This is a genomic window from Streptomyces sp. NPDC003038 (assembly GCF_040611115.1).
In the GTDB taxonomy this organism is placed as follows: Bacteria; Actinomycetota; Actinomycetes; order Streptomycetales; family Streptomycetaceae; genus Streptomyces.
In genome coordinates this window covers 190,742-216,197 of record NZ_JBEXNN010000010.1, presented here as the reverse complement: position 1 = coordinate 216,197, position 25,456 = coordinate 190,742, and the positions used below count along the sequence as shown (strand labels likewise).

The 25,456-nt window shown below is 70.9% G+C and carries 21 protein-coding genes; 6 read left to right on the top strand and 15 right to left on the bottom strand.

Going from position 1 to position 25,456, the window contains the following annotated elements; translation table 11 throughout:
- Positions 1-146: 146 nt before the first annotated feature.
- From ABZX75_RS16060 to ABZX75_RS16045, 4 genes are all read right to left on the bottom strand, one after another.
- The gene (locus ABZX75_RS16060; RefSeq protein WP_355410787.1) at positions 147-1,247 is read right to left on the bottom strand and encodes a branched-chain amino acid aminotransferase; all 1,101 of its coding nucleotides are present in this window, start codon (positions 1,245-1,247) and stop codon (positions 147-149) included.
- Between the two features lie 228 nt (positions 1,248-1,475).
- Positions 1,476-2,516 (bottom strand): 3-isopropylmalate dehydrogenase, encoded by a 1,041-nt coding sequence (locus ABZX75_RS16055; RefSeq protein WP_355410786.1) that lies wholly within the window; start codon positions 2,514-2,516, stop codon positions 1,476-1,478.
- 104 nt (positions 2,517-2,620) lie between these two features.
- Complete coding sequence (locus ABZX75_RS16050; RefSeq protein WP_355410785.1) at positions 2,621-2,749, bottom strand: hypothetical protein; 129 nt, start codon at positions 2,747-2,749, stop codon at positions 2,621-2,623.
- 280 nt (positions 2,750-3,029) lie between these two features.
- Positions 3,030-3,914: a LysR family transcriptional regulator gene (locus ABZX75_RS16045; protein ID WP_355410784.1), complete on the bottom strand. Its 885-nt coding sequence runs from the start codon at positions 3,912-3,914 to the stop codon at positions 3,030-3,032.
- Positions 3,915-4,015: 101 nt separating this feature from the next.
- Here ABZX75_RS16045 and ABZX75_RS16040 point away from each other — a divergent pair, with 101 nt between their 5' ends.
- Together ABZX75_RS16040 and ABZX75_RS16035 are read left to right on the top strand one after the other, a co-directional pair.
- The gene (locus ABZX75_RS16040; RefSeq protein WP_355410783.1) at positions 4,016-5,080 is read left to right on the top strand and encodes an NADP-dependent oxidoreductase; all 1,065 of its coding nucleotides are present in this window, start codon (positions 4,016-4,018) and stop codon (positions 5,078-5,080) included.
- A 147-nt stretch (positions 5,081-5,227) separates the two neighbouring features.
- The gene (locus ABZX75_RS16035) at positions 5,228-7,231 is read left to right on the top strand and encodes a phosphocholine-specific phospholipase C (protein ID WP_355410782.1); all 2,004 of its coding nucleotides are present in this window, start codon (positions 5,228-5,230) and stop codon (positions 7,229-7,231) included.
- Positions 7,232-7,238: 7 nt separating this feature from the next.
- On the opposite strand, the gene ABZX75_RS16030 is transcribed toward ABZX75_RS16035, so the two are convergent.
- Both ABZX75_RS16030 and ABZX75_RS16025 read right to left on the bottom strand, forming a co-directional pair.
- The gene (locus ABZX75_RS16030) at positions 7,239-7,778 is read right to left on the bottom strand and encodes a GNAT family N-acetyltransferase (protein ID WP_355410781.1); all 540 of its coding nucleotides are present in this window, start codon (positions 7,776-7,778) and stop codon (positions 7,239-7,241) included.
- On the bottom strand, positions 7,775-8,305 hold the full coding sequence (locus tag ABZX75_RS16025) for an SMI1/KNR4 family protein (protein ID WP_355410780.1): 531 nt from the start codon (positions 8,303-8,305) through the stop codon (positions 7,775-7,777). Before ABZX75_RS16025 ends, ABZX75_RS16030 begins: the two co-directional genes overlap by 4 nt.
- Positions 8,306-8,414: 109 nt before the next feature.
- Between ABZX75_RS16025 and ABZX75_RS16020 the strand changes: the two genes are divergently transcribed.
- Complete coding sequence (locus ABZX75_RS16020; RefSeq protein WP_355410779.1) at positions 8,415-9,116, top strand: nitroreductase family protein; 702 nt, start codon at positions 8,415-8,417, stop codon at positions 9,114-9,116.
- An 83-nt stretch (positions 9,117-9,199) separates the two neighbouring features.
- Here ABZX75_RS16020 and pruA read toward each other — a convergent pair whose 3' ends face one another.
- Together pruA and ABZX75_RS16010 are read right to left on the bottom strand one after the other, a co-directional pair.
- Entirely contained in the window at positions 9,200-10,831 is a 1,632-nt protein-coding gene (gene pruA, locus ABZX75_RS16015) for an L-glutamate gamma-semialdehyde dehydrogenase (RefSeq protein WP_355410778.1), read from the bottom strand.
- A gap of 33 nt (positions 10,832-10,864) precedes the next feature.
- Positions 10,865-11,791, bottom strand: a complete 927-nt coding sequence (locus ABZX75_RS16010) for a proline dehydrogenase family protein (protein WP_355410777.1) — start codon at positions 11,789-11,791, stop codon at positions 10,865-10,867.
- A 198-nt stretch (positions 11,792-11,989) separates the two neighbouring features.
- Between ABZX75_RS16010 and ABZX75_RS16005 the strand changes: the two genes are divergently transcribed.
- The gene (locus ABZX75_RS16005) at positions 11,990-13,264 is read left to right on the top strand and encodes a helix-turn-helix domain-containing protein (protein WP_355410776.1); all 1,275 of its coding nucleotides are present in this window, start codon (positions 11,990-11,992) and stop codon (positions 13,262-13,264) included.
- 151 nt (positions 13,265-13,415) lie between these two features.
- Positions 13,416-14,390: an NAD(P)-dependent alcohol dehydrogenase gene (locus ABZX75_RS16000; RefSeq protein ID WP_355410775.1), complete on the top strand. Its 975-nt coding sequence runs from the start codon at positions 13,416-13,418 to the stop codon at positions 14,388-14,390.
- Positions 14,391-14,592: 202 nt separating this feature from the next.
- Here ABZX75_RS16000 and ABZX75_RS15995 read toward each other — a convergent pair whose 3' ends face one another.
- Complete coding sequence (locus ABZX75_RS15995) at positions 14,593-15,177, bottom strand: TetR/AcrR family transcriptional regulator (RefSeq protein ID WP_355410774.1); 585 nt, start codon at positions 15,175-15,177, stop codon at positions 14,593-14,595.
- A gap of 102 nt (positions 15,178-15,279) precedes the next feature.
- On the opposite strand from ABZX75_RS15995, the gene ABZX75_RS15990 reads away from it, so the two are divergent.
- Positions 15,280-15,543: a hypothetical protein gene (locus ABZX75_RS15990; RefSeq protein WP_355410773.1), complete on the top strand. Its 264-nt coding sequence runs from the start codon at positions 15,280-15,282 to the stop codon at positions 15,541-15,543.
- Between the two features lie 78 nt (positions 15,544-15,621).
- Here the strand turns inward: ABZX75_RS15990 and serA are convergent, their stop codons facing one another.
- From serA to ABZX75_RS15960, 6 genes are all read right to left on the bottom strand, one after another.
- A complete protein-coding gene (gene serA, locus ABZX75_RS15985; protein WP_355410772.1) occupies positions 15,622-17,211 on the bottom strand; it encodes a phosphoglycerate dehydrogenase in 1,590 nt (529 codons plus the stop codon).
- 354 nt (positions 17,212-17,565) lie between these two features.
- Positions 17,566-18,567, bottom strand: coding sequence for a ketol-acid reductoisomerase (gene ilvC, locus ABZX75_RS15980; RefSeq protein ID WP_355410771.1), 1,002 nt, complete (start codon positions 18,565-18,567; stop codon positions 17,566-17,568).
- A 104-nt stretch (positions 18,568-18,671) separates the two neighbouring features.
- Positions 18,672-19,196: an acetolactate synthase small subunit gene (ilvN, locus tag ABZX75_RS15975; protein ID WP_355410770.1), complete on the bottom strand. Its 525-nt coding sequence runs from the start codon at positions 19,194-19,196 to the stop codon at positions 18,672-18,674.
- Positions 19,197-19,228: 32 nt separating this feature from the next.
- Complete coding sequence (locus ABZX75_RS15970; RefSeq protein ID WP_355410769.1) at positions 19,229-21,115, bottom strand: acetolactate synthase large subunit; 1,887 nt, start codon at positions 21,113-21,115, stop codon at positions 19,229-19,231.
- 204 nt (positions 21,116-21,319) lie between these two features.
- Positions 21,320-24,187, bottom strand: a complete 2,868-nt coding sequence (locus ABZX75_RS15965; protein WP_355410768.1) for an EAL domain-containing protein — start codon at positions 24,185-24,187, stop codon at positions 21,320-21,322.
- Positions 24,188-24,459: 272 nt separating this feature from the next.
- A complete protein-coding gene (locus ABZX75_RS15960; RefSeq protein ID WP_355410767.1) occupies positions 24,460-25,407 on the bottom strand; it encodes a 2-hydroxyacid dehydrogenase in 948 nt (315 codons plus the stop codon).
- Positions 25,408-25,456: the final 49 nt, after the last annotated feature.

Here is a 25,456-nt window from a genome sequence, read left to right as displayed (position 1 = left end):
CCCCATTATCACCCACAACACGCCAACCCTTATCAATTTTGGGTTTACTGTTTTTAAGAGTTGTGCTATACCTATCTACCACGGCCCGCGCCCCGGATTCGGGGCGCGGGCCTTCGTACGTACGGGAACGGCTACGGCGGAGGGGGTCAGGCGAGGCGGTGCATCCAGCCGTGGGCGTCGGCGGTGCGGCCGGTCTGGAGGTCGAGCAGGGCCTTGCGGAGCTTCATGGTGACCTCGCCCGGGTTGCCGTCGCCCTGGATCCAGTTGGCGCGCTCGGACTTGACGGTGCCGACCGGGGTGATGACGGCGGCGGTGCCGCAGGCGAAGACCTCGGTGAGGGTGCCGTTCTCGTTGTCGCGCTTCCAGTCCTCGGTGCTGATCCGGCCCTCTTCGGCGGTGTAGCCGAGGTCGCGGGCGATGGTGAGGAGGGAGTCGCGGGTGATGCCGGGAAGGAGCGAGCCGGTGAGCTCCGGCGTGACGATGCGCCGTGTTCCGTCCTCCTGCGCGTACACGAAGTACAGGTTCATGCCGCCCATCTCCTCGACCCAGCGGTGCTCGACGGCGTCGAGCCAGACCACCTGGTCGCAGCCGTGCGCGGCGGCCTGGGCCTGGGCGACGAGCGAGGCCGCGTAGTTGCCGCCGGTCTTGGCCGCGCCGGTGCCGCCCTTGACGGCGCGGACGTAGTCCTCGGAGAGCCAGACGGAGACGGGCTTGACGCCGCCGGGGAAGTACGCGCCGGCGGGCGAGGCGATGACGATGAAGAGGAACTCGTTGGCCGGCCGGACGCCGAGGCCGACCTCGGACGCGAACATGAACGGCCGCAGGTACAGGGAGGCTTCGCCCGAGTCCGGGACCCAGGCGCGGTCCTGCTTGATGAGCGCGTCGCAGGCCGCGATGAACAGGTCGGCGGGCAGCTCCGGCATGGCCATGCGGCGGGCGGAGGACTGGAAGCGCGCGGCGTTGGCCTCGGGGCGGAAGGTGGCGACGGTGCCGTCGGGCTGCTTGTAGGCCTTGAGTCCCTCGAAGATGGTCTGCGCGTAGTGCAGGGTCATGTTCGCGGGGTCCATCGACAGTGGCGCGTACGGGACCAGCTCGGCGTCGTGCCAGCCGCGGCCCTCCGTCCACTTGATCGTCACCATGTGGTCGGTGAAGTGGCGGCCGAAGCCGGGGCTGGCCAGGATCGCCTCGCGCTCCGCGTCGGACAGCGGGTTCGAGGAGGGCTTGAGCTCGATCGTGGGCGTCGTCATGAGTGCTTGTCCTTCACCGGTTGTGTATGGCGGACCGCGCTCACGGCGTACTAGGACGTCCGAGCTTCCCCGCATTCCGCGGCCTCGCGTTCGATTATCGCGCGCGTGGAGGCTTCGGAGAAACGGGGCGATTGCGGCCCAGGGAGATGGTGGCACCCGGGGCCGCACAGGAAAAGCCGCCAGGTCCCTATCGTGACCTGGCGGCTTCCTGGAGGTGGAGCTGCCGGGTCAGCCGGCTACGCGAGCGGCGAGGGCGTCGCCGATCGCGTCGGTGGAGCGGAAGGTGCCGTCGCGCTCCGCCAGGTCGGCGGAGACCGCGGCCTCGATGCGGGCGGCCTGGGCCTCGTAACCCAGGTGGCGCAGGAGGAGGGCGACGGAGAGGATCGTCGCCGTCGGGTCGGCCTTGCCGGTGCCGGCGATGTCCGGGGCCGAGCCGTGGACGGGCTCGAACATGGACGGGAAGGTGCCGGCCGGGTTGATGTTCCCGGAGGCGGCGAGGCCGATTCCGCCGGTCACGGCGGCGGCCAGGTCGGTGAGGATGTCACCGAAGAGGTTGTCCGTGACGATGACGTCGAAGCGCTCGGGCTGGGTGACGAAGAAGATCGTCGCGGCGTCGACGTGCAGGTAGTCGGTGGTGACCTCGGGGTACTCCTGGCCGACCTTGTCGAAGATGTTCTTCCACATGTGGCCCGCGTACACGAGGACGTTGTTCTTGTGGACGAGCGTGAGCTTCTTGCGGGGGCGGGCGTTGGCCCGCTCGTACGCGTCACGGACGACGCGCTCGACACCGTACGCGGTGTTGACGCTGACCTCGGTGGCCACCTCGGCGGGGGTGCCGGTGCGCAGGCTGCCGCCGTTGCCGGTGTACGGGCCTTCGGTGCCCTCGCGGACCACGACGAAGTCGATCTCCGGGCGTCCGGCCAGCGGAGTGGCCGTGTTGGGGAAGAGCTTCGACGGGCGCAGGTTGATGAAGTGGTCGAAGGCGAAGCGGAGCTTCAGCAGCAGGCCGCGCTCCAGCACGCCCGACGGGACCGACGGGTCGCCGATGGCACCCAGCAGGATCGCGTCGTGGTGCTTGAGGGCCTCGAGCTCCGCGTCCGGGAGGGTCTCACCGGTGCGGTGCCAGCGCTGGGCGCCGAGGTCGTACTCCTTGGTCTCCAGCTTCACATCCTGGGGCAGGACCGCGGTAAGGACTTTGAGTCCCTGAGCCACGACTTCCTGGCCGATGCCATCACCGGGGATCACTGCGAGATTGATGCTGGTCGACATGGCGGAACCGTACTCCCTGTCCCAGCCCTCAGACATATTGCGTCCAGCATCCGGACCAATGGGGACGCAACATGTCCGGGAGCCCCGAGGTGGCGATGGGCCTATCAGTGGCCCGCCGAGCCGCCGTTGTCGCGGCGGTCCAGGGCCCGCTGCAGGGCGGCGGCGGCGTTCTTGCGGTCGGCTTCCGCGGTGGAGGAGCGGCGGACGCGGCGGACTGCGGTGCGTGCGGTCATGGTGATCGACTCCTTGAGATCACGGCGTGGCGGGGCCACGGATGAGGGGTTCCTTCAAGGCGCCGGAAGAGGCGGGGAGCGGTGCGCCGCAGGGGTTGCCTGCCAGGGGCGCGCGCTCTCGACCGCCATTCGCCTGATCGGCGAGACGTTCGGCTCCTACAAAGCTAGGGCAGTCGGCGCTGTATGTCTCCGCAGTTACTCGGACTTCCTACTATCTGAGACGCGGAACCCCCGAAAGGGGCCCGACCGGGACCCGATCGGGACCCGTTTACGCTCCCGCTCAGCCCTTGTCGGAGCGGAGTTCCCTGATCAGCGCCCTGACGGCAAGAGTCGATGCAGATTCCGGTGTGGTGACGTACCCCACGCACCTCACCGGCCCCTCCGGGCCCAGACGGGTGATCTCGACCGCCTCGGTCGCCTCCCGCAGCGACAGTTCGGGCAGGATCGCCATCCCGAGCCCCCGGCCGACCATCGTCAGCACCATCCCGTCGTCCTCCGCCTTGACGGTGGCCCTCGGGATCCAGTCCTGGGCCCGCCACCAGTCACGGGTGTACGAGCCGCAGTTCTCGTCCCAGTCCAGCAGCGGCAGGCTCTTCGGATCCGGATGGCCGACCGGGTGGACCAGTGCGTACGCCTCCTGCGCGAGCACCCCCGTCAGCAGGCCCGGCGGTGCGTCCTCCTGACCGCCCAGCGTCGCGATGCCGAGGTCGGCACGGCCCGCCGCGACCTCCCCGGCCGTGCCCGCGCCCAGTTCGCGCACCACCCGGACCTCGGGCCGGATGCCGGGATGGCGGGCCGTGAGCCGCTCCAGGGCGGGCGGCAGCAGATGCAGGGCCGCGCTGCGGAACGCCGCGATCCGGAGCACGCCCTCGACCGCGTCCCCGCCGTCCGCCCCCCGGCCGGCGCCCCGGGCCTCCGCGCCGAGGACCTCGTACAGCCGCAGGATCCGGCGGGCGTGGCCGACGGCCCGCTCCCCCGCCGGGGTGGGCGAGGCGCCGGTCCGGCCGCGCTCGAAGAGCACCGCGCCGACCTTGCCCTCGCTGCCGCGCACCGCGTGCGAGACGGCGGACTGGGTCAGGCCGAGGCGGGCGGCCGCGGCGGAGAAGCCGCCGGCCTCGGCGACGGCGACCAGGATCCGCAGTTCCTGCGGGAGGAGCTCGGCCACGGGGGCTCTCACCTCGTTCTATGAGCGTGATTCATGGACGGACTGCTTCCATGAGCGCAACCCTCTGCCCGGCTGCGGGATTCCTTCCTAGCGTCTGGGCCATGAAGACCGACACCGCCCACCCGGCCCGCCCGTCCCACGTCTCGCGTTCCGCCGCCCGGGGCACCGCCCTGGCTGTCCACCAGGTGGCCCGGCCCGCCGGCTTTCCCGCCGCCACCGACTTCGCCTACGTGGAGTCCCCGCTCCCCGAGCCGGCCCCGGGCACCGCCCTGGTGGAGAACCTCCTGCTCTCCGTGGACCCCTACCACCGAGAGATGATGGACGGCGGCGAGGACGGCTTCGAGCTGAACACCCCGCTGGAAGGCCGCTCGGTCGGCCGGGTCGTCGCCTCCCGCGACCCGGGCCTCGCCGAGGGCGACCTCGTCTTCCACCGCGAGGGCTGGCGCACGCACGCGCTCGTCACCCTCGCCGCGGCCGGCACCCGCAAGCTCCGCTGCCACGCCGGGGTCCCGCTGGAGGCGTACCTGTCCATCCTGGGCGGCACCGGCCTGACCGCGTACGCCGCCCTGACGCGGACCGCGGCCCTCCGCGCGGGTGAGGACCTCTTCGTCTCCGCCGCGGCCGGCGGGGTGGGCACGGCGACCGGCCGCATCGCCCGGCTGCTCGGCGCCGGCCGGATCATCGGCAGCGCGGGCTCGGCGGCGAAGGTCGCCCACCTCACCGGGGCGCTCGGCTTCGACGCGGCCTTCGACTACCACGACGGCCCGGTCGGCGAGCAACTGGCGCAGGCGGCCCCCGGCGGCATCGACGTCTACGTGGACAACGTGGGCGGCGACCACCTGGAGGGCGCGATCGACGCCCTGCGCGAGTACGGGCGCGTCGCCTGGGTCGGCGCGATCTCGATGTACAACGGGGACCGCTCCCCGGCCGCGCCCCGCAACCTCTTCGAGGTCGTACACAAGTCACTGCGCCTGGAAGGGGTATTGGTTCGCAATCACACCAATCTGCAAGAGGAATTGGAGGACTTCCTCGTCCCCCATCTGCGCAGCGGCCGGATCGGTACCGACACCACCGTTGTCCAGGGTTTCGACCACACCGTGGAGGCCTTCCGGGGCATGCTCCGCGGTGACAACCTGGGCAAGATGCTCGTGCGGATCGACGGTTGACCTCCGGCCGCCCGCGAGTTCACCGAACTCTTGCCGCACGGATGTAGACCTTTGACTCCGGCGCCGCCACCCTTGCGGTCAATGTGCCGACGGGGCGCTTGAGCGGGAGGCGAGGAGCCAGCGACACCGATCAGCCGCAGAGGTTTCGTGGGAATCGGCGCCGGGCTGGTGGCGGGAGCCACCCTGCCCCCGCTCGCATCCGCGACGGCGGCCGCGGCCGCCGCGACCGGCACCCTCACCGATGTGAAGCACGTGGTGATCCTGATGCAGGAGAACCGCGGTTTCGACCACTACTTCGGCAGGCTGAAGGGTGTCCGCGGCTTCGGCGACCGCGCCGCCGGCAACCTCCCGGGCGGCTGGGGCACGTTCAACCAACCCAACTGGGGCGGCCGCCAGTATCCGTGGAAGCTCAGCTCCACCCCGCCCGCGGGGGGCGCGGACGGCGAGACCCTCGCGCAGTGCACCGGCGACCTCCCGCACAGCTGGACCTCACAGCACGCCGCCTGGAACAAGGGCCGCATGGACAACTGGGTCACCGGCGTCGGCAGCACCCGCACCCTCGGCTACATGGACCGCGCGGACATACCCTTCCACTACGGGCTCGCCGACCACTACACCGTCTGCGACGCGTACTTCTGCTCCGCGCTCAGCGCGACCGGCCCCAACCGCACCTTCCTGTGGAGCGGCAGGATCGACGCCTCCAGCAAGGACGGCGGCGAGGAGTCCGGGCTGACCTGGGAGACGTACGCGGAAGCCCTCCAGCGGGCGGGCGTGAGCTGGAAGGTCTACCAGAACGCCCAGGACAACTACGGCGACAACGGTCTGGCCTACTTCAAGAAGTTCACGGACGCGGCTCCGGGCGATCCGCTGTACGACCGCGGCATGTCCTCCGTCCCCCGCAGGACCGGCTCCACCCCCGACGACATCGCGGCCGCCCTCCGCGCCGATGCCCTCGCGGGCACGCTGCCCCAGGTCTCCTGGGTCGTGGCGAACGAGGCCTTCTGCGAGCACCCGTACGCCCCGCCCGCCGACGGCGCGCACTTCGTGGACCTGGTCTACCGCGCCCTGGCCGCGAACCCGGAGGTCTTCGACTCCACCGTCCTCTTCCTCAATTACGACGAGAACGACGGCTTCTTCGACCACGTGCCGCCGCCGGTCGCGCCGCCCGGCACTCCCGGCGAGTACCTGGACGGCATTCCGATCGGGCTCGGCTTCCGCGTCCCGATGATCGTGATGTCCCCGTGGACCCGCGGCGGCTGGGTGAGCTCGGAGGTCTTCGACCACACCTCGGTGCTGCGGTTCATGGAGAAATGGACGGCGGCCCTCGGCACCCCCGCCACCTGTCCGAACATCAGCGCCTGGCGCCGCAAGGTGACCGGCGACCTGACCGGCGTCTTCGACTTCGCGCGCCCGGTCTACGGGGTACCGGCGGGCCTGCCGTCCACCGCCGAGGTGATCGGCCAGTCGACCTGCGCCCCGCTCCCCAACCCGGTGCCGCAGGACAACGCCCTCCCGGCGCAGGAGCCCGGGACGCGCCCGGCGCGGGCCCTTCCGTACCAGGTGAACGGGAACCTGGACCGCTTCGAGTTCGGCGCGGCCGGCAAGATCCTGGCCTGGTTCTCGATGTCCAACCAGGGCGCGGAGGCGAAGCGGGCGGCGCACTTCTCGATCCACCCGCACCAGTACCGGTCCACGGCCGCCTGGCAGTACACGGTGGACGCGGGCGCCACGGCCTCCGACTACTTCAACATCGGGGCGGGCAGCGGCGCCGGCAAGTACGACATCTCGATGTACGGCCCGAACCGTTTCCTGCGCCGCTTCCTCGGCGACGCGTTGAAGGCGGGCAGGGCCGTGGAGGTGGCCGCCCGCTTCGCCGTCGAACCGGGCACGGGCAAGACGGCCGTCTACTTCAAGATGACCAACGGCTCGGCCGCCCCGGTGACCTTCACGATCCGCGCGAACGCCTATCGCACGGACGGCCCGTGGACCTACACGGTCCCGGCCGGCTCCTCGCGCGAGGACCATTTCAACGCGGTGGCGTACCACAACGGCTGGTACGACTTCACGATCCTCGCCGACAACGACGGCACCTGGTCGCGCCGCTACACGGGCCACATCGAGTCCGGCGCCCCGAGCATCTCGGGCTCCTAGCCCGCCCCTACAGCACGTCCCCGTTCCGCCAGTCGAAGTCGAGCCGCCCGGCGGGGTCCGGCAGGGCCCCGCCGGGCGGCGCCCAGACGTAGGTGCTGCCCTCCTCCTCGGGGAGGCGCTCGGGGCCGCCGGGGCCGAGGACCCCGATCCGCCCGCCCCACACCCGCCAGCCCCGGCTCAGGTACAGCCCGGCCCCCTCCTCGGACGCGGACAGCGCCCCGAGCACGTACGCCCCCGCGATGATCCGTTCCACCTCCGCCATGACCCGCCCGCCCAGCCCGCGCCGCCTGTGGCCGGCCCGTACGCCCACCGCCTCGACGTACCCGGCCCGCAGCGCCCGCCCCCCGTGCAGGACCCGGCGCTGCACGACACTCCCGTGCGCGACGAGCCGCCCGCCCTCGCGGAGCAGGACGTGCATCCCGCCGAGGGCGTGCTCGAAGTCGTCGGCGCCGAAGTCCCCGTCGAAGGCGGCGTCCAGCAGATCACGGATCTCCGCGAGCTCCCGGGCCGTCAGCTCCGAGGTGTGCGCGGTCCGCGCGTCCGTCATCGTGCCGCCCCCTGCTCCAGCCAGTCGGTGTACCAGGTGCGGAAGTCCGGACTCTCCGGCACGCAGGTGCCGAAGTCCTGGTCCAGGTGCCAGACCTGGCCGGCCAGCGGGCCGGTGAGGATCAGCCGGGAGTACATGCCGCAGCCGCGGTCGGCGAGGACGAGCGTGCCCAGGGTCAGCCCCTCTCCCTCGTCGAAGCGCCTCGCCGCGTCGAAGGGCCGGGGCTCCGCGATCGGGCAGGGGGCGGCGAGCCGGCCCGGTCGGCGGTCCTCCTGCCACTCGTCTTCCGCCGCCCCGTCCTCATCGGCGTCCGCACGCAGGTTGATCAGGGGCATCAGCCCTTGCCCGGGACCGGCGGGGCCGTCCCCGACGGCCACGACGAACGCCCGGTACTCCTCCGGCAGGCGGATCCCGTGGTCCTCCTCGAAGGCGCGCACCGCCCGCTCACCGAGCGCGGGCGCCAGTTCGTACCGCGCCGCCCTCGCGCGCAAGCGCGCCCGTACCGCGTCCGCGTCCCAGTCGGTCATGAGGGGACCGTAGCAAGGACCGCATTGCGGACGCCGGACGGCGTCCACCGGCCGGAATCGGCCGACCCGGCTCTGGTCCCGCGAGCCCCGGCGTCGGCAGACTCGGGCCATGTCGCCTGAAACCCAGCAGTGGACCCCTACCCACGGCCAGCCGTACCGCCCCGCCGCCTACCGGCCCGAGCGGATGCCCGCCCACGAATCGCTCGCGCGTTCCGCGCGGTTGCGGGCGCGGATGGACGAGCGGCGCACCGTACGCCACTTCTCCCGCGACCCGGTACCCGAGCAGGTCGTCCGGGACGCCGTCGCGTGCGCCGCCACCGCCCCCTCCGGGGCCCACCAGCAGCCGTGGACCTTCGTCCTGGTCAAGGATGCGGGCGTACGGGAGCGGATCCGCGCGGCCGCCGAGCAGGAGGAGCTGCTGTCCTACGACGGCCGCCTCGGCGACGAGTGGCTCGCGGCCCTGCGCCCCCTGGGCACGGACGCCGTGAAGACCCACCTCACGGACGCCCCGGCCCTCATCGTGGTCTTCCAGCAGCGCTACTGGCTGGGCCCGGACGGCACGAAGCGCAAGCACTACTACGTCGACGAGTCGGTCGGCATCGCCGTCGGCATGCTCCTGTCCGCCCTCCACCTGAGCGGTCTGGCGGCCCTGGTCCACACCCCGAGCCCGATGCGCTTCCTGGGCCACGTCCTGGACCGTCCGGAGAACGAGAAGGCCTTCGCGGTCATCCCGGTCGGCTATCCGGCGGACGACTGCGAGGTCCCGGACCTGGTCCGCAAGTCCCTGGACCAGGTCCTGATCGAGGTCTAGCCGCCGGCCCGGCGGGGAACTGGAACCGCCCCCGCTCCGGACTTGGGGGTACCGGAGCGGGGGCGGGGTTCGGCGGGGCGGGGTCAGCCCATGTGGGGGTACGTGTACTCCGTGGGCGCGACCAGCGTCTCCTTGATGGAGCGCGTCGAGGTCCAGCGCTGCAGGTTCGTCGCCGCGCCCGCCTTGTCGTTCGTACCCGAGGCGCGGCCGCCGCCGAAGGGCTGCTGGCCGACCACGGCGCCGGTGGACTTGTCGTTGATGTAGAAGTTGCCCGCCGCGAAGCGGAGCTTCTCCATCGCGTCCGCGGCCGCGTAACGGTCCCCCGCGATGATCGAGCCGGTCAGGGCGTACGCCGAGACGGACTCCATCTGCGCGAGCATCTCCTCGTACTTGTCGTCCTCGTACACGTGGACGGCGAGGATCGGGCCGAAGTACTCGGTCGTGAAGATCTCGTTCTCCGGGTCGGTGCAGGCGATGACGGTCGGGCGGACGAAGTAGCCCTCCGAGTCGTCGTACGTGCCGCCCGCGACGATCTCGCAGGCCGGGTCGGCGGCGGCACGGTCGATCGCGGCCTTGTTCTTCGCGAACGACCGCTCGTCGATGACGGCGCCGATGAAGTTGGTCAGGTCGCGGACGTCACCCATCGTGATGCCGTCGACCTCGGCCGCGAAGGCCTCCTTGAAGCCGTCGTTCCAGATCGAGGCCGGGACGTAGGCGCGCGAGGACGCCGAGCACTTCTGGCCCTGGTACTCGAAGGAGCCGCGGGTCAGGGCGGTCTTCAGGGTCGCGCGGTCCGCGGACGGGTGCGCGACGACGAAGTCCTTGCCGCCGGTCTCGCCGACCAGGCGCGGGTAGGACTTGTACTTCTCGATGTTGTTGCCGACCGTCTTCCACAGGTACTGGAAGGTCTTGGTCGAGCCGGTGAAGTGGATTCCGGCGAGCTCGGGGTGGTTCAGGGCCACCTCCGACACCGCGATGCCGTCGCCCGTCACCAGGTTGATGACGCCCTTGGGGAGGCCGGCCTCTTCGAGGAGCTCCATCAGGAGGACCGCGGAGTGGGTCTGCGTCGGGGACGGCTTCCAGACGACCACGTTGCCCATGAGGGCGGGGGCGGTCGGCAGGTTGCCGGCGATGGCCGTGAAGTTGAACGGCGTGATCGCGTAGACGAAGCCTTCCAGCGGGCGGTGGTCGCTGCGGTTCCACACGCCGGCGGAGTTGGCGCCGGGCTGCTCGGCCAGGATCTGGCGGGCGAAGTGGACGTTGAAGCGCCAGAAGTCGACGAGCTCGCACGGGCAGTCGATCTCGGCCTGCTGCGCGGTCTTCGACTGGCCCAGCATGGTGGAGGCGGCGAGCTTCTCGCGCCAGGGACCGGCCAGCAGTTCGGCGGCGCGCAGGATGATCGCGGCGCGGTCGTCGAAGGACATCGAGCGCCAGGCCGGGGCGGCGGCCAGGGCGGCGTCGACGGCGTCCCGGGCGTCGGCCTCGGTGGCGTTGGCGAAGGTGCCGAGCACCGACTTGTGGTCGTGCGGCTGGACCACGTCGAAGCGCTCGCCACCGCCCATCCGCTTGACGCCGTTGATCGTCATCGGGAGGTCGATCGGGTTCTCGGACAGCTGCTTGAGCTGGGCTTCGAGGCGTGCGCGCTCCGCGCTGCCGGGGGCGTACGAGTGGACCGGCTCGTTGACCGGCGCGGGGACCTGGGTCACAGCATCCATGGGTCTGGTAACTCCTTGACCTAGTTCTTGGACCTAGTTCTTGGTGATCATCGAGCGGACGAAGAAGAGGAGGTTGGCCGGCTTCTCCGCGAGGCGCCGCATGAAGTAGCCGTACCAGTCCGTTCCGTACGCGGTGTAGACACGCATCCGGTGGCCCTCGGCGGCGAGCCGCAGGTGCTCCTCGCTACGGATGCCGTACAGCATCTGGAATTCGTACTCGTCCAGTTTGCGCCCGGCCTTGCGGGCGAGCTCCTGCGCGATGGCGATCAGACGCGGGTCGTGGGACCCGATCATCGGGTAGCCCTCACCCTCCATGAGGACCTTCAGGATCCGGACGTACGCCTTGTCGATCTCGGCCTTGTCCTGGTAGGCGACCTCGGCGGGCTCCTTGTAGGCGCCCTTCACGATCCGGACGCGGCTGCCGGCGGCGGCCAGGCGGCGGGCGTCGGCCTCCGTGCGGAAGAGGTACGCCTGGATCACGCAGCCGGTCCGGGGGAAGTCCCGGCGCAGCTCCTCGTGGATGGCGAACATCGAGTCGAGGGTGGTGTGGTCCTCGGCGTCCAGCGTCACGGTGGTGCCGATGGCGGCGGCGGCCTCGACGACCGGGCGGACGTTGGCGAGCGCCAGTTCGTGGCCGTCCTCCAGCGCTTGGCCGAACATCGAGAGCTTGACCGACATCTCGACGGTCTCGCCCAGCCCCAGGACCCTCAGCCGGTCGATGAGCTGGAGGTAGGCGTCGCGGGCGGCGTGGGACTGCTCCACGGTGGTGATGTCCTCGCCCACCACGTCGAGGGTGACCTCCAGGCCCTTGCGGGTGAGGTCCTCGACGATCGGGATGACCTGGTCGACCGTCTCGCCGGGGATGAACCGGTTCACCACGGACTTGGTCACCGGGGCGGCGGAGACGATACGGCGCATCCTGTCGCTGCGCGAAGCGGCGAGGATCACGGGACCCAGCACGGGGCACCTCCAACGGGTGGCAGAAGCAGACGGACGGTCCGCACGCCGGTGCGCCGGGGCCGTAAGAGAACGCAAGTTAAACCACCGTGAAACCTAAGGACCGCTTCGATCCTGTGCCATCGACAGCTGTCACGCATCCGTGGCCCCGATCTCATACATCTGTCTGAAGAGCAGGTCCGGGGGTGGGAGAATGCCCGTGTGAAGGGCGATTACCAGGACCTGGTGGACGAGATCTCGGCGCTGCTCGGCGCCCCGGCGACGCTGGAGAACCGGGACTTCCGCCTCATCGCCTTCGGCGCACACGACAGCGACAGCGACGGCGGCGAACTCGTCCTGGACCCGGTACGGACCCGCTCGATCCTGACCCGGCAGTCGACGGCGGCCGTCCGGTCCTGGTTCGAGGGCTTCGGCATCGCCCGGGCCACCGGCCCCGTGCGGATCCCGGCGGCGCCCGAGGCCGGGGTCTTCCGGGGTCGGATCTGCCTGCCCGTGCGCTACCGGGGCATCGTGCACGGGTACGTGTGGCTCCTCGACCAGGAGCCCGGCCCCGAGCCGCGGGCGCTGGCGGCGGCCATGGAGGTGGCCGAGCGGATCGGGGTGCTGCTCGCCGAGGAGGCGAAGGCGGGGGCCGACCTGTCGCGGGAGTTCCGGGCGGTGCTCACGGCCGGGCGGGGGTGGCAGCGGGACATGGCGGTGGCCGCGCTGCGGGCCGCATTGGGCGCGGGCGGGGACGGCCTGCACGCGGCGGTGTGCGTGACGCCGTGGTCCGGGGAGGCTCCGGCGTCGGTGCCGGGCGCGGCGGCGGTGTGCGTGGTCCCGCGGGGCGGTGAGGTCACGGAGGCGGGTGGCGACCTGGCGCTGGCGGTCCTGCTCCGGCTCCGCTCGACGGACGCACTCGCCCCGGCGCTGACGGCGGCGGGCCGGCTCCTGCCGCGGGCGGCCGGGACGGCCGGCGCGGCAGGGGCCGGTACGGGCACGGGCGGCCCGGGAACCACCGGCGGCACGGGCGGCCCCGGGAGCGTGGGCGGCCCGGGAGCGGCCGGTGACGCGCGAGCCGCCGGGACGGCCGGCGTCTCCGACCCGGTCCGGGCCCTCACGGAGCTGCCGGCCGCCTGGGAGCAGGCCGCCGCGGCGGCCCGGGCGGCCGCCGCCCAGCCACGCCTCGGCCCGGTCGCCCAGTGGTCGGCGATCGGCCCGTACCGGATGCTGGCGACCCTCGCCGCCGACCCGGCGAACGACCCGGCGGCCCGCGACCTGCTGAGCCCGGCCCACCGCGAACTGGCCCGCACCGCGGAGGTGTTCCTCGACTGCGCCGGCCAGGCGGGCCGCGCGGCGGCCGCCCTGGGCATCCACCGCCAGACCCTCTACTACCGCCTCGCCCGGGTGGAGCAGCTGACGGGGCTCGACCTGGACGAGGGCGAAGACCGCCTGCTGCTGCACATGGCCCTCAAGGCAGCCCGCCTGCACGGCTGATCCGGGGCCCGCGACTCGGGGAAGGCCGGTGCGTCACCTAGGGATCGGCCCCGATGCCCGCACCCGGGTCCTTGGCCTACGGTCGCGGGGAGTGCTGGTCTTCCGGTCAGCCCGTCCACCCGCACGGGAACTCGTGCGCCACGGAGGCCCGATGAAGGCGATCGTCCAGGACCGGTACGGCTCACCTGACGTCCTGGAGCTCAGGGACGTCGACCAGCCGGTGGCCGCCGACGACGAGGTCCTGGTGCGGGTCCGCGCCGCCGGGGTCAACGCGCGCGACTGGCACCTCATGCGGGGCGACCCGTACCTGGCGCGCCTCGTACTGGGGATCGGCGGGCCGAAGATGAAGATCCGCGGCACGGATTTCGCGGGGCGGGTGGAGGCGGTCGGCAGGAACGTGACGCGGCTGCGTCCCGGCGACGAGGTCTTCGGCGAAGCCGAGGCGGCATTCGCCGAGTACGTCTGCGCCCCGGAGAACAAGGTGGAGCCGAAACCTGCCGGCCTGTCGTTCGAACAGGCGGCCGCGGTCCCGTTGGCCGGGAACACCGCCCTCATGGGCCTGCGCGACCTGGGGCGGCTGCGGCCGGGACAGCATGTCCTGGTCAATGGTGCGTCAGGTGGTGTGGGGACCTTCGCCGTACAGATCGCCAAGTCGCTCGGCGCCGAAGTGACCGGCGTGTGCAGTGCGAGAAACACCGAGCTGGTCCGGTCGCTCGGCGCGGATCACCTCATCGACTACACCCGCGAGGACTTCACCGGCAACGGGCGGCGGTACGACCTCGTGTTCGACCTGGTGGGGAACCGTTCGCTGACCGAGTGCCGCCGCGCCCTGACCCCCTCGGGGACGCTCGTACTCTCCGGCGGGGGCGTGTCCGACGGCGGCAGCCTGGTCGGGCCGATGGGTCTGCTCGTCAGGGGCCGGGCGCTGTCACCCTTCGTGCGCCAGCGGCTGCTCGTCCTCACCGCGACGCCGAGCAGGGAGAACCTGGCGGCGCTGAGGGAGCTCGCCGAGTCCGGGAAGCTCTCTCCCGCCATCGACCGGACCTACCCGTTGAGCGAGGCACCCGAGGCCATCCGCTACCTCGAAGTGGAGCACGCGCGCGCGAAGGTCGTCATCACCGTCTGAGGCCGCGCCACGCGGCTGCCGCCCAGCCGCCCGTATCCGCCCGTAGCCGCCCGTAGCCGCCCGTAGCCGCCCCGGTCAGGGTTTGCCTTGCCCACGTAGAAGCCGAGCGGGGCGCCGGAAGCCGCGTCGAGGATCACCCGGTCGCCGATCGGCCCGGCCAGGGTGACCTTGACCCCGTCGCTCCGCGCGGGCGGCGGTTGACTCAGCCGCGGGTCTCCTTGCCGGTCGCGGCCTCGGCGGCGCGCCGCATGCCCTCGGTGAGCTCCTCGGCGGTGGCCGCCGATTCGGGGTCGAAGAGCCACTGGATCATCAGGCCGTTCAACAGGGCCTGGTAGAAGGCTCCCAGGGTGCGCTCGTCACGCTCTTCGAGCGCGTCCTCCGGCGTTCCGGTGAGCATCGAGACCAGGCTCCGGCGCCCCTCGGCCTGCGAGGCCGCGAGCAGCTTCCGCAGTTCCGGCCGCTGGTCCCGGCTCAGCGCGACCTCCAGGCTCGCCGCCCAGACCGGCCCCGATCCCTCGTGCTGGGCGAGGAAGCCCTCCCAGACCGAACGGAACCGTTCCAAGGAGCCACCCTCCCCCGTCAGTCCGCTCTGGAAGAGCGCGCCCCACTCGTCCATCAGCGCCATGAACGCCTGGGTGAGCAGGGCGTCCTTCGAGCCGTAGTGATAGCCGATGGACGCCAGGTTCGTGCCCGAGACCCTGACGATGTCGCGCGCCGTCGTGCGTACGAACCCCTTCTCGACCAGGCACTTCTTCGCGCCTTCGAGTAGATCTTCCCGATGTCCCATGCCGGAACGGTAGCAAGACGGCCGTCTTAGACGGAAGTTCCACACGGCCGCCTTATACGCCTGTCATAGACAGACGTATAAGGCGCTTATACATTGCTCGCCATGACCAACGCTTCCGGAGACCCTGGGCGGGGCGGTGGCCGCGGCCACGAGCTCGGCGGGACCGCCGGCGAGCAGGTGCTGACCGTGGCCCGCGAGGCCTTCGTCCACGGCATGCAGTACGCGGCCTGGGGCGGTACGGCGCTGCTGCTCGGGGCGACTCTGCTCGCCGCGGCTCTGATGCGGGGGATCGAAGCCGCCGCCCCGCCCGCGGCGGAGCCGGCCGGGGGTCTGGGAGCCGCCCTGCACGGGGCGACGTACAACTGATCGGTGCGGGGTGTCCGGCGGAACGCGAAAGGGCCCGGAGGTCTCCCCCGGGCCCTTCGCGCGCGTCGAAGAACAGGCTCAGCCGAGGCTGACCGTACGCGCCGAGACGGCGCCGATCTCGGTGGAGATGTCCGCGAGGACGTTCACCGGAACGGCCGCGTCCACCGTGAGTACGACGAGCGCCTCGCCGCCCTCCTCGGCGCGGGCGACCTGCATGCCCGCGATGTTCAGACCGGCCTCGCCCAGCAGGCGGCCGACGGTGCCGACCACGCCCGGGCGGTCGGTGTAGCGCAGCACGATCATGTGGTCGGCCAGGGCCAGGTCCACGTCGTACTCGCCCACACCGACGATCTTCTGAAGGTGCTTCGGGCCCGCGAGCGTGCCGGAGACCGAGACCTCCTGGCCGTCCGACAGGGTGCCGCGGACGGTCACCACGTTGCGGTGGTCCGGGGACTCCGAGCTGGTGGTGAGGCGGACCTCGACACCGCGCTCCTGCGCGAACAGCGGGGCGTTGACGTAGGAGACCGTCTCGTCGACGACGTCCTCGAAGACGCCCTTGAGCGCGGAGAGTTCGAGCACCTTCACGTCGTGCTGGGTGATCTCGCCGCAGACCTCGACATCGAGGCGGACCGCGACCTCGCCCGCGAGGGCGGTGAAGATGCGGCCGAGCTTCTCGGCGAGGGGCAGGCCCGGACGCACGTCCTCGGCGATGACGCCGCCCTGGACGTTGACCGCGTCCGGCACCAGCTCGCCGGCGAGCGCGAGGCGCACCGACTTGGCGACCGAGACACCGGCCTTCTCCTGGGCCTCGTCCGTGGACGCGCCGAGGTGCGGGGTGCAGACGACCTGGTCGAGCTCGAAGAGCGGGGAGTCCGTGCAGGGCTCCTTCGCGTACACGTCGAGGCCGGCGCCGGCGACGCGGCCCTCCTTGAGGGCCGTGTACAGCGCGGCCTCGTCCACGATCCCGCCGCGCGCGGCGTTGACGATGCGGACGGACGGCTTCACCTTGTGCAGGGCCTCGTCCCCGATGAGACCGAGGGTCTCGGGGGTCTTCGGCAGGTGCACGGTGATGAAGTCGGCGGCTTCCAGGAGCTCGTCCAGCGTCAGCATCTTGACGCCCATCTGGGCGGCGCGCGCGGGCTGTACGTAGGGGTCGTAGGCCACGACCTTCATGCCGAAGGCCGACATGCGCTGGGCCACCAGGACGCCGATGCGGCCGAGGCCGACGACGCCGAGGGTCTTCTCGCTGAGCTCGACGCCCGTGTACTTGTTCCGCTTCCACTCACCGTTCTTGAGGGCGGTGTTGGCCTGCGGGATGTTGCGGGCGGTGGCGACGAGCAGGCCGCAGGCCAGCTCGGCGGCGGTCACGATGTTCGAGGTCGGCGCGTTGACGACCATCACGCCGGCCTTGGTGGCGGCGGAGACGTCGACGTTGTCCAGACCGACACCGGCGCGGGCGACGACCCGCAGTTTCTTGGCGGCGGCAATGGCCTCCGCGTCGACCTTCGTCGCGGAGCGGACGAGGATCGCGTCGACATCGACGATCGCGGGCAGCAGCTCGGCGCGGTCGGCGCCGTTGCAGTGCCGGATCTCGAAGTCGGGGCCGAGCGCCTCGACGGTGGCGGGCGACAGCTCTTCGGCGATGAGTACGACAGGTTTCGAGCTCACGTGGGTCCTCACAAGTCCAGTGCGGACGGCCGTCCCGACGGCCGCAGCGTGGAGGGGTAGCCGCGTGGAAGACGCACGACACTGTGGGCCTGACGCGTATGTGTTGAGCAGTGTAGTGGCGCTGAGGCACCGGATTTCCGCCTGTACGGAAGGATCACCCGTCCGTGGTTGGCCGGGGTGGACAAGCCGTGGTCGCGAGGGCCGCGGTCCAGGCGGTTCCGGCGCTCCCCGCGGCCCGCTTGTCCGGCCGCGGTCCGGTGATGCGCGGCGGCGGTCCGGTGGTGTGCCGCGGCGGTCCGGTGATGTGCCGCGGCGGGGCCGGGACGCACCGTCCCGGCCCCGCCGCGTACGAGATCAGCTCTCGTCGTTGTCCACCCAGCTCATGAGCTTGCGCAGCTTCTTGCCGGTGGTCTCGAGCAGGTGCTCCTCGTCGGCCTTCTTGTACTCGTTGTACTTCGGCAGACCGGCCTTGTACTCGGCCATCCAGGTGTTGGCGAACTCGCCGCTCTGGATCTCCGCGAGGACCTTCTTCATCTCGGCCTTGGTGGCGTCGGTGATGATGCGGGGACCGGTGACGTAGTCGCCCCACTCGGCGGTCTCGGAGACCGACCAGCGCATCTTCTCCAGGCCGCCCTCGTACATGAGGTCCACGATGAGCTTCAGCTCGTGCAGGCACTCGAAGTACGCGATCTCAGGCTGGTAGCCGGCCTCGGTCAGGGTCTCGAAACCGGCCTTGACCAGGGCGGAGGCGCCACCACAGAGGACGGCCTGCTCACCGAACAGGTCGGTCTCGGTCTCCTCGGTGAAGGTGGTCTTGATGACACCGGCGCGCGTGCCGCCGATACCGGCCGCGTACGAGAGGGCGAGCGCGAAGGCGTTGCCCGAGTAGTCCTGCTCGACGGCCGCGATGCACGGCACGCCGCGGCCTTCCTCGTACTGGCGGCGGACCAGGTGGCCCGGGCCCTTCGGCGCGACCAGGGCGACGTCCACGTTGGCCGGGGGCTTGATGAAGCCGTAGCGCACGTTGAAGCCGTGACCGAAGAACAGCGCGTCGCCGTCCTTGAGGTGGTCCTTGACGGACTCCTCGTAGATCTCGGCCTGCAGCGGGTCCGGGGTCAGGATCATGATGACGTCGGCCCACGCGGCGGCCTCCGACACCGAGACGACCTTCAGGCCCTGCTCCTCGGCCTTGGCCTTGGACTTCGAGCCCTCCTTCAGACCGACGAGGACGTCGACGCCGGAGTCACGCAGCGACAGCGCGTGGGCGTGGCCCTGGCTGCCGTAACCGATGACAGCGACCTTGCGGCCCTGAATGATGGACAGGTCGGCGTCGTTCTCGTAGAACAGCTCGGCCACTGGGATATCTCCTTGGTGCGCTGGTGTTGCACCCACCGTACGGCGGGGAACGGAATCTGAGTTTCTCGGTCTCGCCATGCGAACGGTGAGACGTGTCGGGCGTGTCAGGCGCTGCGGTCGAGCGCGCGCAGGCTGCGGTCCGTGATGGACCGGCCGCCACGCCCTATGGCGATCGTGCCGGACTGCACGAGCTCCTTGATGCCGAAGGGCTCCAGCATCTTGAGCATCGCGCCGAGCTTGTCGGCGCCGCCGGTCGCCTCGATGGTGACGGCCTCCGGGGAGACGTCGACCGTCTTGGCGCGGAACAGCTGGACGATCTCGACGATCTGCGAGCGGGTCTCGTTGTCGGCGCGGACCTTCACCAGGACGAGTTCGCGCTCGATGGCGTTGTGCGCCTCCAGCTCGACGATCTTGAGCACGTTGACCAGCTTGTTGAGCTGCTTGGTCACCTGCTCCAGCGGAAGGTCTTCGACATTCACCACGATGGTGATGCGGGAGATGTCGGGGTGCTCCGTGACGCCGACCGCGAGGGAGTCGATGTTGAACCCGCGGCGGGAGAACAGCGCGGCGATCCTGGCCAGGATGCCGGGCGTGTTCTCGACCAGGACGGAGAGCGTGTGCTTGGACATGTGAGTCGTTCTCTCTCTCAGGCTCTCTCGGCTCAGTCGTCTTCGTTGTCGCCGAAGTCGGGACGGACGCCCCGGGCGGCCATGACCTCGTCGTTGGAGGTGCCGGCGGCGACCATCGGCCACACCATGGCGTCCTCGTGGACGATGAAGTCGATGACGACCGTACGGTCGTTGATCGCGTTGGCCTCGGCGATGACCTTGTCCAGGTCGGCCGGGTCCTCGCAGCGCAGGGCCACACAGCCCATGGCCTCGGACAGCTTGACGAAGTCCGGGACGCGGGTGCCCTTGCGGGGCGCGGTGGACTCGCCGAGCTGGGAGCCGACGGTGTCGTGACCGGTCTCGTCGTTGTGCAGCACGGTGTTGGAGTACCGCTGGTTGTAGAACAGGGTCTGCCACTGGCGGACCATGCCCAGCGCACCGTTGTTGATGATCGCGACCTTGATCGGGATGTTGTTCAGTGCGCAGGTGACCAGTTCCTGATTGGTCATCTGGAAGCAGCCGTCACCGTCGATCGCCCAGACCGTGCGCTCGGGCATGCCGACCTTGGCGCCCATGGCGGCGGGGACCGCGTAGCCCATGGTTCCGGCGCCGCCGGAGTTCAGCCAGGTCCGGGGCTCCTCGTACTTGACGAAGTGCGAGGCCCACATCTGGTGCTGGCCGACGCCGGCCGCGTAGATGGTGCCCTGCGGTGCGAGTGCGCCGATCCGCTCGATGACCTGTTGGGGCGAGAGCATGCCGTCCTCGGGCAGGTCGTAGCCCAGCGGGTACGTGTCGCGCCAGCGGCTGAGGTCGTTCCACCAGGCGGTGTAGTCGCCGGCGTTGCCCTCGGTGTGCTCGGCCTGGACCGCCTGGATCAGGTCGGCGATGACCTCGCGGGCGTCACCGACGATCGGGACGTCGACCGCCCGGTTCTTGCCGATCTCGGCCGGGTCGATGTCCGCGTGGATGACCTTGGCGAACGGGGCGAAGCTGTCCAGCTTGCCGGTGACCCGGTCATCGAAACGGGTGCCCAGGGCGATCAGCAGGTCCGACTTCTGCAGCGCGGTGACGCCGGTGACCGAACCGTGCATGCCCGGCATGCCGACGTGCAGCGGGTGACTGTCCGGGAAGGAGCCGAGCGCCATCAGCGTGGTCGCGACCGGGACGCCGGTCAGCTCCGCCAGGACCTTCAGCTCGGCGGTCGCGCCGGACTTCATGACGCCGCCGCCGACGTACAGGACCGGGCGCTTGGCCTGGCAGATGAGCTTCGCGGCCTCGCGGATCTGCTTGGCGTGCGGCTTGGTGACCGGCCGGTAACCGGGCAGGTCCATGGTGGGCGGCCAGCTGAAGGTGGTCTTCGCCTGCAGGGCGTCCTTGGCGATGTCCACCAGGACCGGGCCCGGGCGGCCCGTCGAGGCGATGTGGAACGCCTCCGCGATCGTCCGCGGGATGTCCTCGGCCTTGGTGACCAGGAAATTGTGCTTGGTGATCGGCATCGTGATGCCGACGATGTCCGCCTCCTGGAAGGCGTCGGTGCCGATCGCCTTGGAGGAGACCTGGCCGGTGATCGCGACGAGCGGGACGGAGTCCATGTGCGCGTCGGCGATCGGGGTCACCAGGTTCGTGGCGCCGGGCCCGGAGGTGGCCATGCAGACACCGACCTTGCCGGTGGCCTGCGCGTAACCGGTCGCGGCATGGCCGGCCCCCTGCTCGTGGCGGACCAGGATGTGACGGACCTTCTTCGAGTCCATCATCGGGTCGTACGCGGGGAGGATGGCGCCGCCCGGGATGCCGAAGACGGTGTCGCACCCCACCTCTTCGAGAGAGCGGATGAGGGACTGCGCACCCGTGACGTGCTCAACGGCGGCGGACTGGTGTCCGCCGGAACGGGGCCGCGGCTGCGGATGGTGGGCCCCGGTGGCCTGCTCGGTCATCGGCATTCTCTTCTCGAAGCTGAGGGTTTTACGAGGATTCGACTCTGTGCCAGTGCAACAAAAAACCCCTCGTGCCGGGAGGCAAGCGAGGGGAGCGCGTCGGGTGCGTTGAGCGGGGACATGCTGGCCCCAGCTTCAGCCGACGCGCTTTCCAAGTACGAGAATTCGGGTGCGCATGGCACTGACCCTCCCTCCGGCGGGAGGTGGATGTCAAGTGGGTGGGACGGGCGTCTCATTATGTGAGCCTCTACGGATGGCCATCGAGCCACCGGGCGAACCACCGGCCAAGGCGGGTTGGGCGGCTCCGCCCGGTACTGGGAACGTACCGCGCACCAGCGCGCGGCGCAGCCTGTACTCGTCGAGCGGTCCGGAGAAGGCCATCCCCTGACCGTGGGTGCAGCCCATCGCGCGCAGCGCCATCACCTGCTCGGGAAGGTCCACCCCGTCGGCCACGGAGCGCATGCCCAGATCATTTGCGATCCGCAACAGGCCTGCGGTGATCTTGTGGAGGCGGGCCGACTCGACCACCCCTTCCACCAGCCCGCGGTCCAGCTTGAGCATGTCCACCGGGAGGCGGCGCAGGGCGCTGATGGCCGCGTAGCCGCTGCCGAAGCCGTCCAGGGCGATTCCCACGCCGAGGCGGTGCAGGGCCGTCAGGCGGCGCTCCAGATCATCGAAGGGCACTCTGGGGTCGGAAACGGCGAGCTCCAGAACCAGGGCGCCGGACGGCAGCCCGTGCCGGGCGAGCAGAGCCTCCACGGAGCCGAGCGGCATGGACCGGTCCAGCAGCCGCTGGGCGGTCATCCGTACGGCCACCGGTACGTCGTGCCCGGCCCGGTGCCGCTCGGCGGCCTGCCCCACGGCCTCCTCCAGCAGCCAGCGCCCGAGCTCTGCGGTGCGCGAGGCGTCCGGGCCCGTGGCGGCGGCGCCCTCGCTGTACTCGGCGACCCGGAGGAACTCCGCGGGGGTGAAGAGGATCCCCTGGGCGGAGCGCCAGCGGGCCTGCGCGGCCACGGCCGAGATCTCGCCGGTGGCCAGTGAGACCACGGGCTGGTGCAGCAGGGCGAACTCTCCGTCGTGCAGCGCGCTCCGCAGCCGCCCCGCCAGCTCGGCCTTCCGTACGACCTCGGCCTGCATCTGCGGCGCGTACAGCTCGACGCGGTCCTTGCCGCCCGCCTTGGCCCGGTACATCGCGAGATCCGCGTTGCGCATCAGGTCCGAAGGGGTGATGCCGGGGTCGGCGAAGGCCACGCCGATGCTGGCGGCGACCCGTACCTCGCTGCCGGCGATCCGGTACGGCTGGGAGAGGGTGGTGCGCAGCCGGTCGGCGATCTCGTGGACCTGGTACGCGCGGGCGCTGCGGTCGCGGCTGCCGTCGCCCACGATCAGCGCGGCGAACTCGTCGCCTCCGAGGCGGCCGGCGGTGTCCCCCGCGCGGACCGAGTCCTGGAGCCGGCGCGCGGCCTCGATGAGCAGCTCGTCGCCGGCCTGGTGGCCGATGGTGTCGTTGACCGCTTTGAAGCCGTCGAGGTCGATGAAGAGCACGGCGGTGCTGTGGTCAGCGGCCCGCCGGCCGGTGAGGGCCTGGCGGACGCGGCGTGTGAAGAGGGCCCGGTTGGGCAGGTCGGTCAGCGGGTCGTGCTCGGCGCTGTGCTGGAGCTGCGCCTGGAGCCGGACCCGCTCGGTGACGTCCCGGCTGTTGAGGATGAGCCCGCCCTGGTGGCGGTTGACGGTGGACTCCACATTGAGCCACTCGCCGCCGCCGGACATGAACCGGCATTCGATGCGGGTGGTGGGCTCCTCGGCGGGGGGTGCGGCGAGGAAGCGGCGTACCTCGTGGACCACGCGGCCGAGATCGTCGGGGTGGATCAGTGTGGCGAGCTCGGTGCCGACCAGATCCTCGGCCTCGCGGCCGTAGACCCCGGCGGCGGCGGGGCTGACGTAGCGCAGGGTGCCGTCGGGCGCGGCGATCATGATGACATCGCTGGAGCCTTGCACCAGGGAGCGGAAGTGGTTCTCCTTCTGGGCCAGTTCCTGGGTCAGCGCGATGTTGTCGAGGAGCATGATGCCCTGCCGCACGACGAGGGCGAGCACGACGGTGCAGCCGGTGATGACGACCACTTTGTCGACGCTGCGGCTTTCGATCACGTTGTAGAGGATGCCGAGGGTGCAGACGGCCGCGGCGAGGTACGGGGTGAGCGCGGGCAGCGACCGGGCGATCGGGCGGTTGCCGGCCCGCGGGCCGTGGGCGCACTCCACCGGTTCGTCGTACGGACTTATCCGGCGGGCGCCCCACGGCGCGTAGGCGAGCAGCAGGGACCCGGCGAACCAGCCCGCGTCGAGGAGCTCGCCGGAGCGGTAGGTCTCCTTCAGCAGCGGCGAGGTGAAGATGGCGTCGCAGAGGACCGTGAGCGCGAGGCCCGCGATGACCGTGTTGACGGCGGACCGGTTGGGCGCGGACCGCCTGAAGTGCAGGACCAGCACCATGGAGACGAGGGCGATGTCTAACAGCGGGTAGGCGAGGTCGAGCGCCGTTCCGGGAACACTGCCCCCGCTGTGGGACCGGGCCGTCTTGGCGAGGGCCACGCTCCACGAAAGCGTGAGCAGTGACCCGGCGATCAGCCAGGAGTCGAGGACGAGGCAGACCCAGCCCGCGCGGGTGACGGGCCGCTTGGCCAGGACGAGGAGCCCTACGATCGCCGGCGGGGCGAAGCAGACGAAGAAGAACTGCGCCGGGGACGGACTCGGCATCGGTTCGTGGATCACGACCTCGTACCACCCCCAGACCGCGTTCCCGCAGGCGGACATCAGGGACGAGAGAGCAAAGAGCACCCAGGCGAGCCGGTCACGGTTCGCATGAGTGCGCGCGTACTGGTAACAGGATCCCGCTGCGACGAGGGCTGCGGCGCTGAGGCCGAAGTCACCCATGATGTCGGCCAGTTCACTGCTGCCCCAGCCGATGCCGGCCCCTACGGCGTAACCGCCCCACACCACCGCCAGTAGCACCTGGACGGCCACACCCCGACCTCCTCCCGAGGCGGACGGCCGACTCAGGAGCGCCGGGCCCGGGGCAGTCACCGGCCCCCCTCGCTGGCTCGTTTCGGCGCACTCCGTCGTCGCCTGCGGCGGCTTCGCCGCGTCGGATCCTTCATCCATTGGCCGTGCATCGCCCGTCGCCCCCCAAAGTGTCCGATCACTCCCAGCGCCAGGCGTTCGTGGCGCAGCCCCTTCGTCCGGACGATACACCACTTTCGTCACTCAGCGACATAGATTCTCTACGCTCCGTTACCACCAAGGGAGTTGGGCCCACACAACGCATCCGCCCAACTCCGGAGCGCACACATCACAGGTCACTCGGTGATCAACACCGTGTGCTCGAGGGGTTCCCCGGCGGCGAACCGGGTGAGCTGGCGGGCCAGCAGCCGCTTCGCCCGCGGCTCGAAAGCCGAACTGCTGCCGCCCACATGGGGCGTGATCAGGACATTCGGAGCGTGCCAGAGCGGATGGCCCGCCGGCAGCGGTTCCGGGTCGGTGACGTCGAGCGCCGCGCGCAGCCGGCCCGATTCCACCTCCGCCAGCAAGGACTTCGTGTCGACGACGGGCCCGCGCGCGACGTTCACGATCAGGGCGCCGTCTTTCATGCGGCTCAGGAAGTCGGCCCCGGCCAGGCCCCGGGTGGCGTCGGTCAGTGGCGTCACCAGGATCACCACGTCTGCCTCGGGCAGGAGCCGGGGCAGGTCGGCGAGGGCGTGCACCGGCCCCCGCGCGGTGGTCCGCTCGGAGCGGGCGACGCGCGCGATCCGCCCGCATTCGAAGGGCGCGAGGCGGTCCTCGATGGCCGCGCCGATCGACCCGTAGCCGACGATCAGGACGGACTTGTCGGCCAGGGCCTCGTAGAAGCCGGAGCGCCACTCCTCGCGGTCCTGGCCGCGGACCATGCCGGGGATGCCGCGCAGGGAGGCCAGGATCAGGGTGAGGGCGAGCTCGGCGGTGCTCGCCGTGTGGACACCCGCCGCGTTGCACAGTCGTACGCCGGGACGCAGGTCGCCGATGCCGCCCATGACGTGGTCCACGCCCGAGGTCAGGGTCTGGACGACCCGCAGCGCGGGCATCGCCGCCAGCGGGCGCACGGTGACCGCCGGGGACTTCATGTACGGCGTGACGTAGAAGACGCAGTCGGCCGGATCGGCCGGGAAGGTCTCCTCGCCGTCCCACTGGCGGTATCGGAAGGAGTCGGGGAGGCCGTCGATCTCGGCGGCGGGGAAGGGGAGCCAGACGTCCGTGGTCTTCGCAGTCATGATCACGAGGCTATGCCAAGGCTTCCGGGGCGAGCCGTTAGTTTGGGGG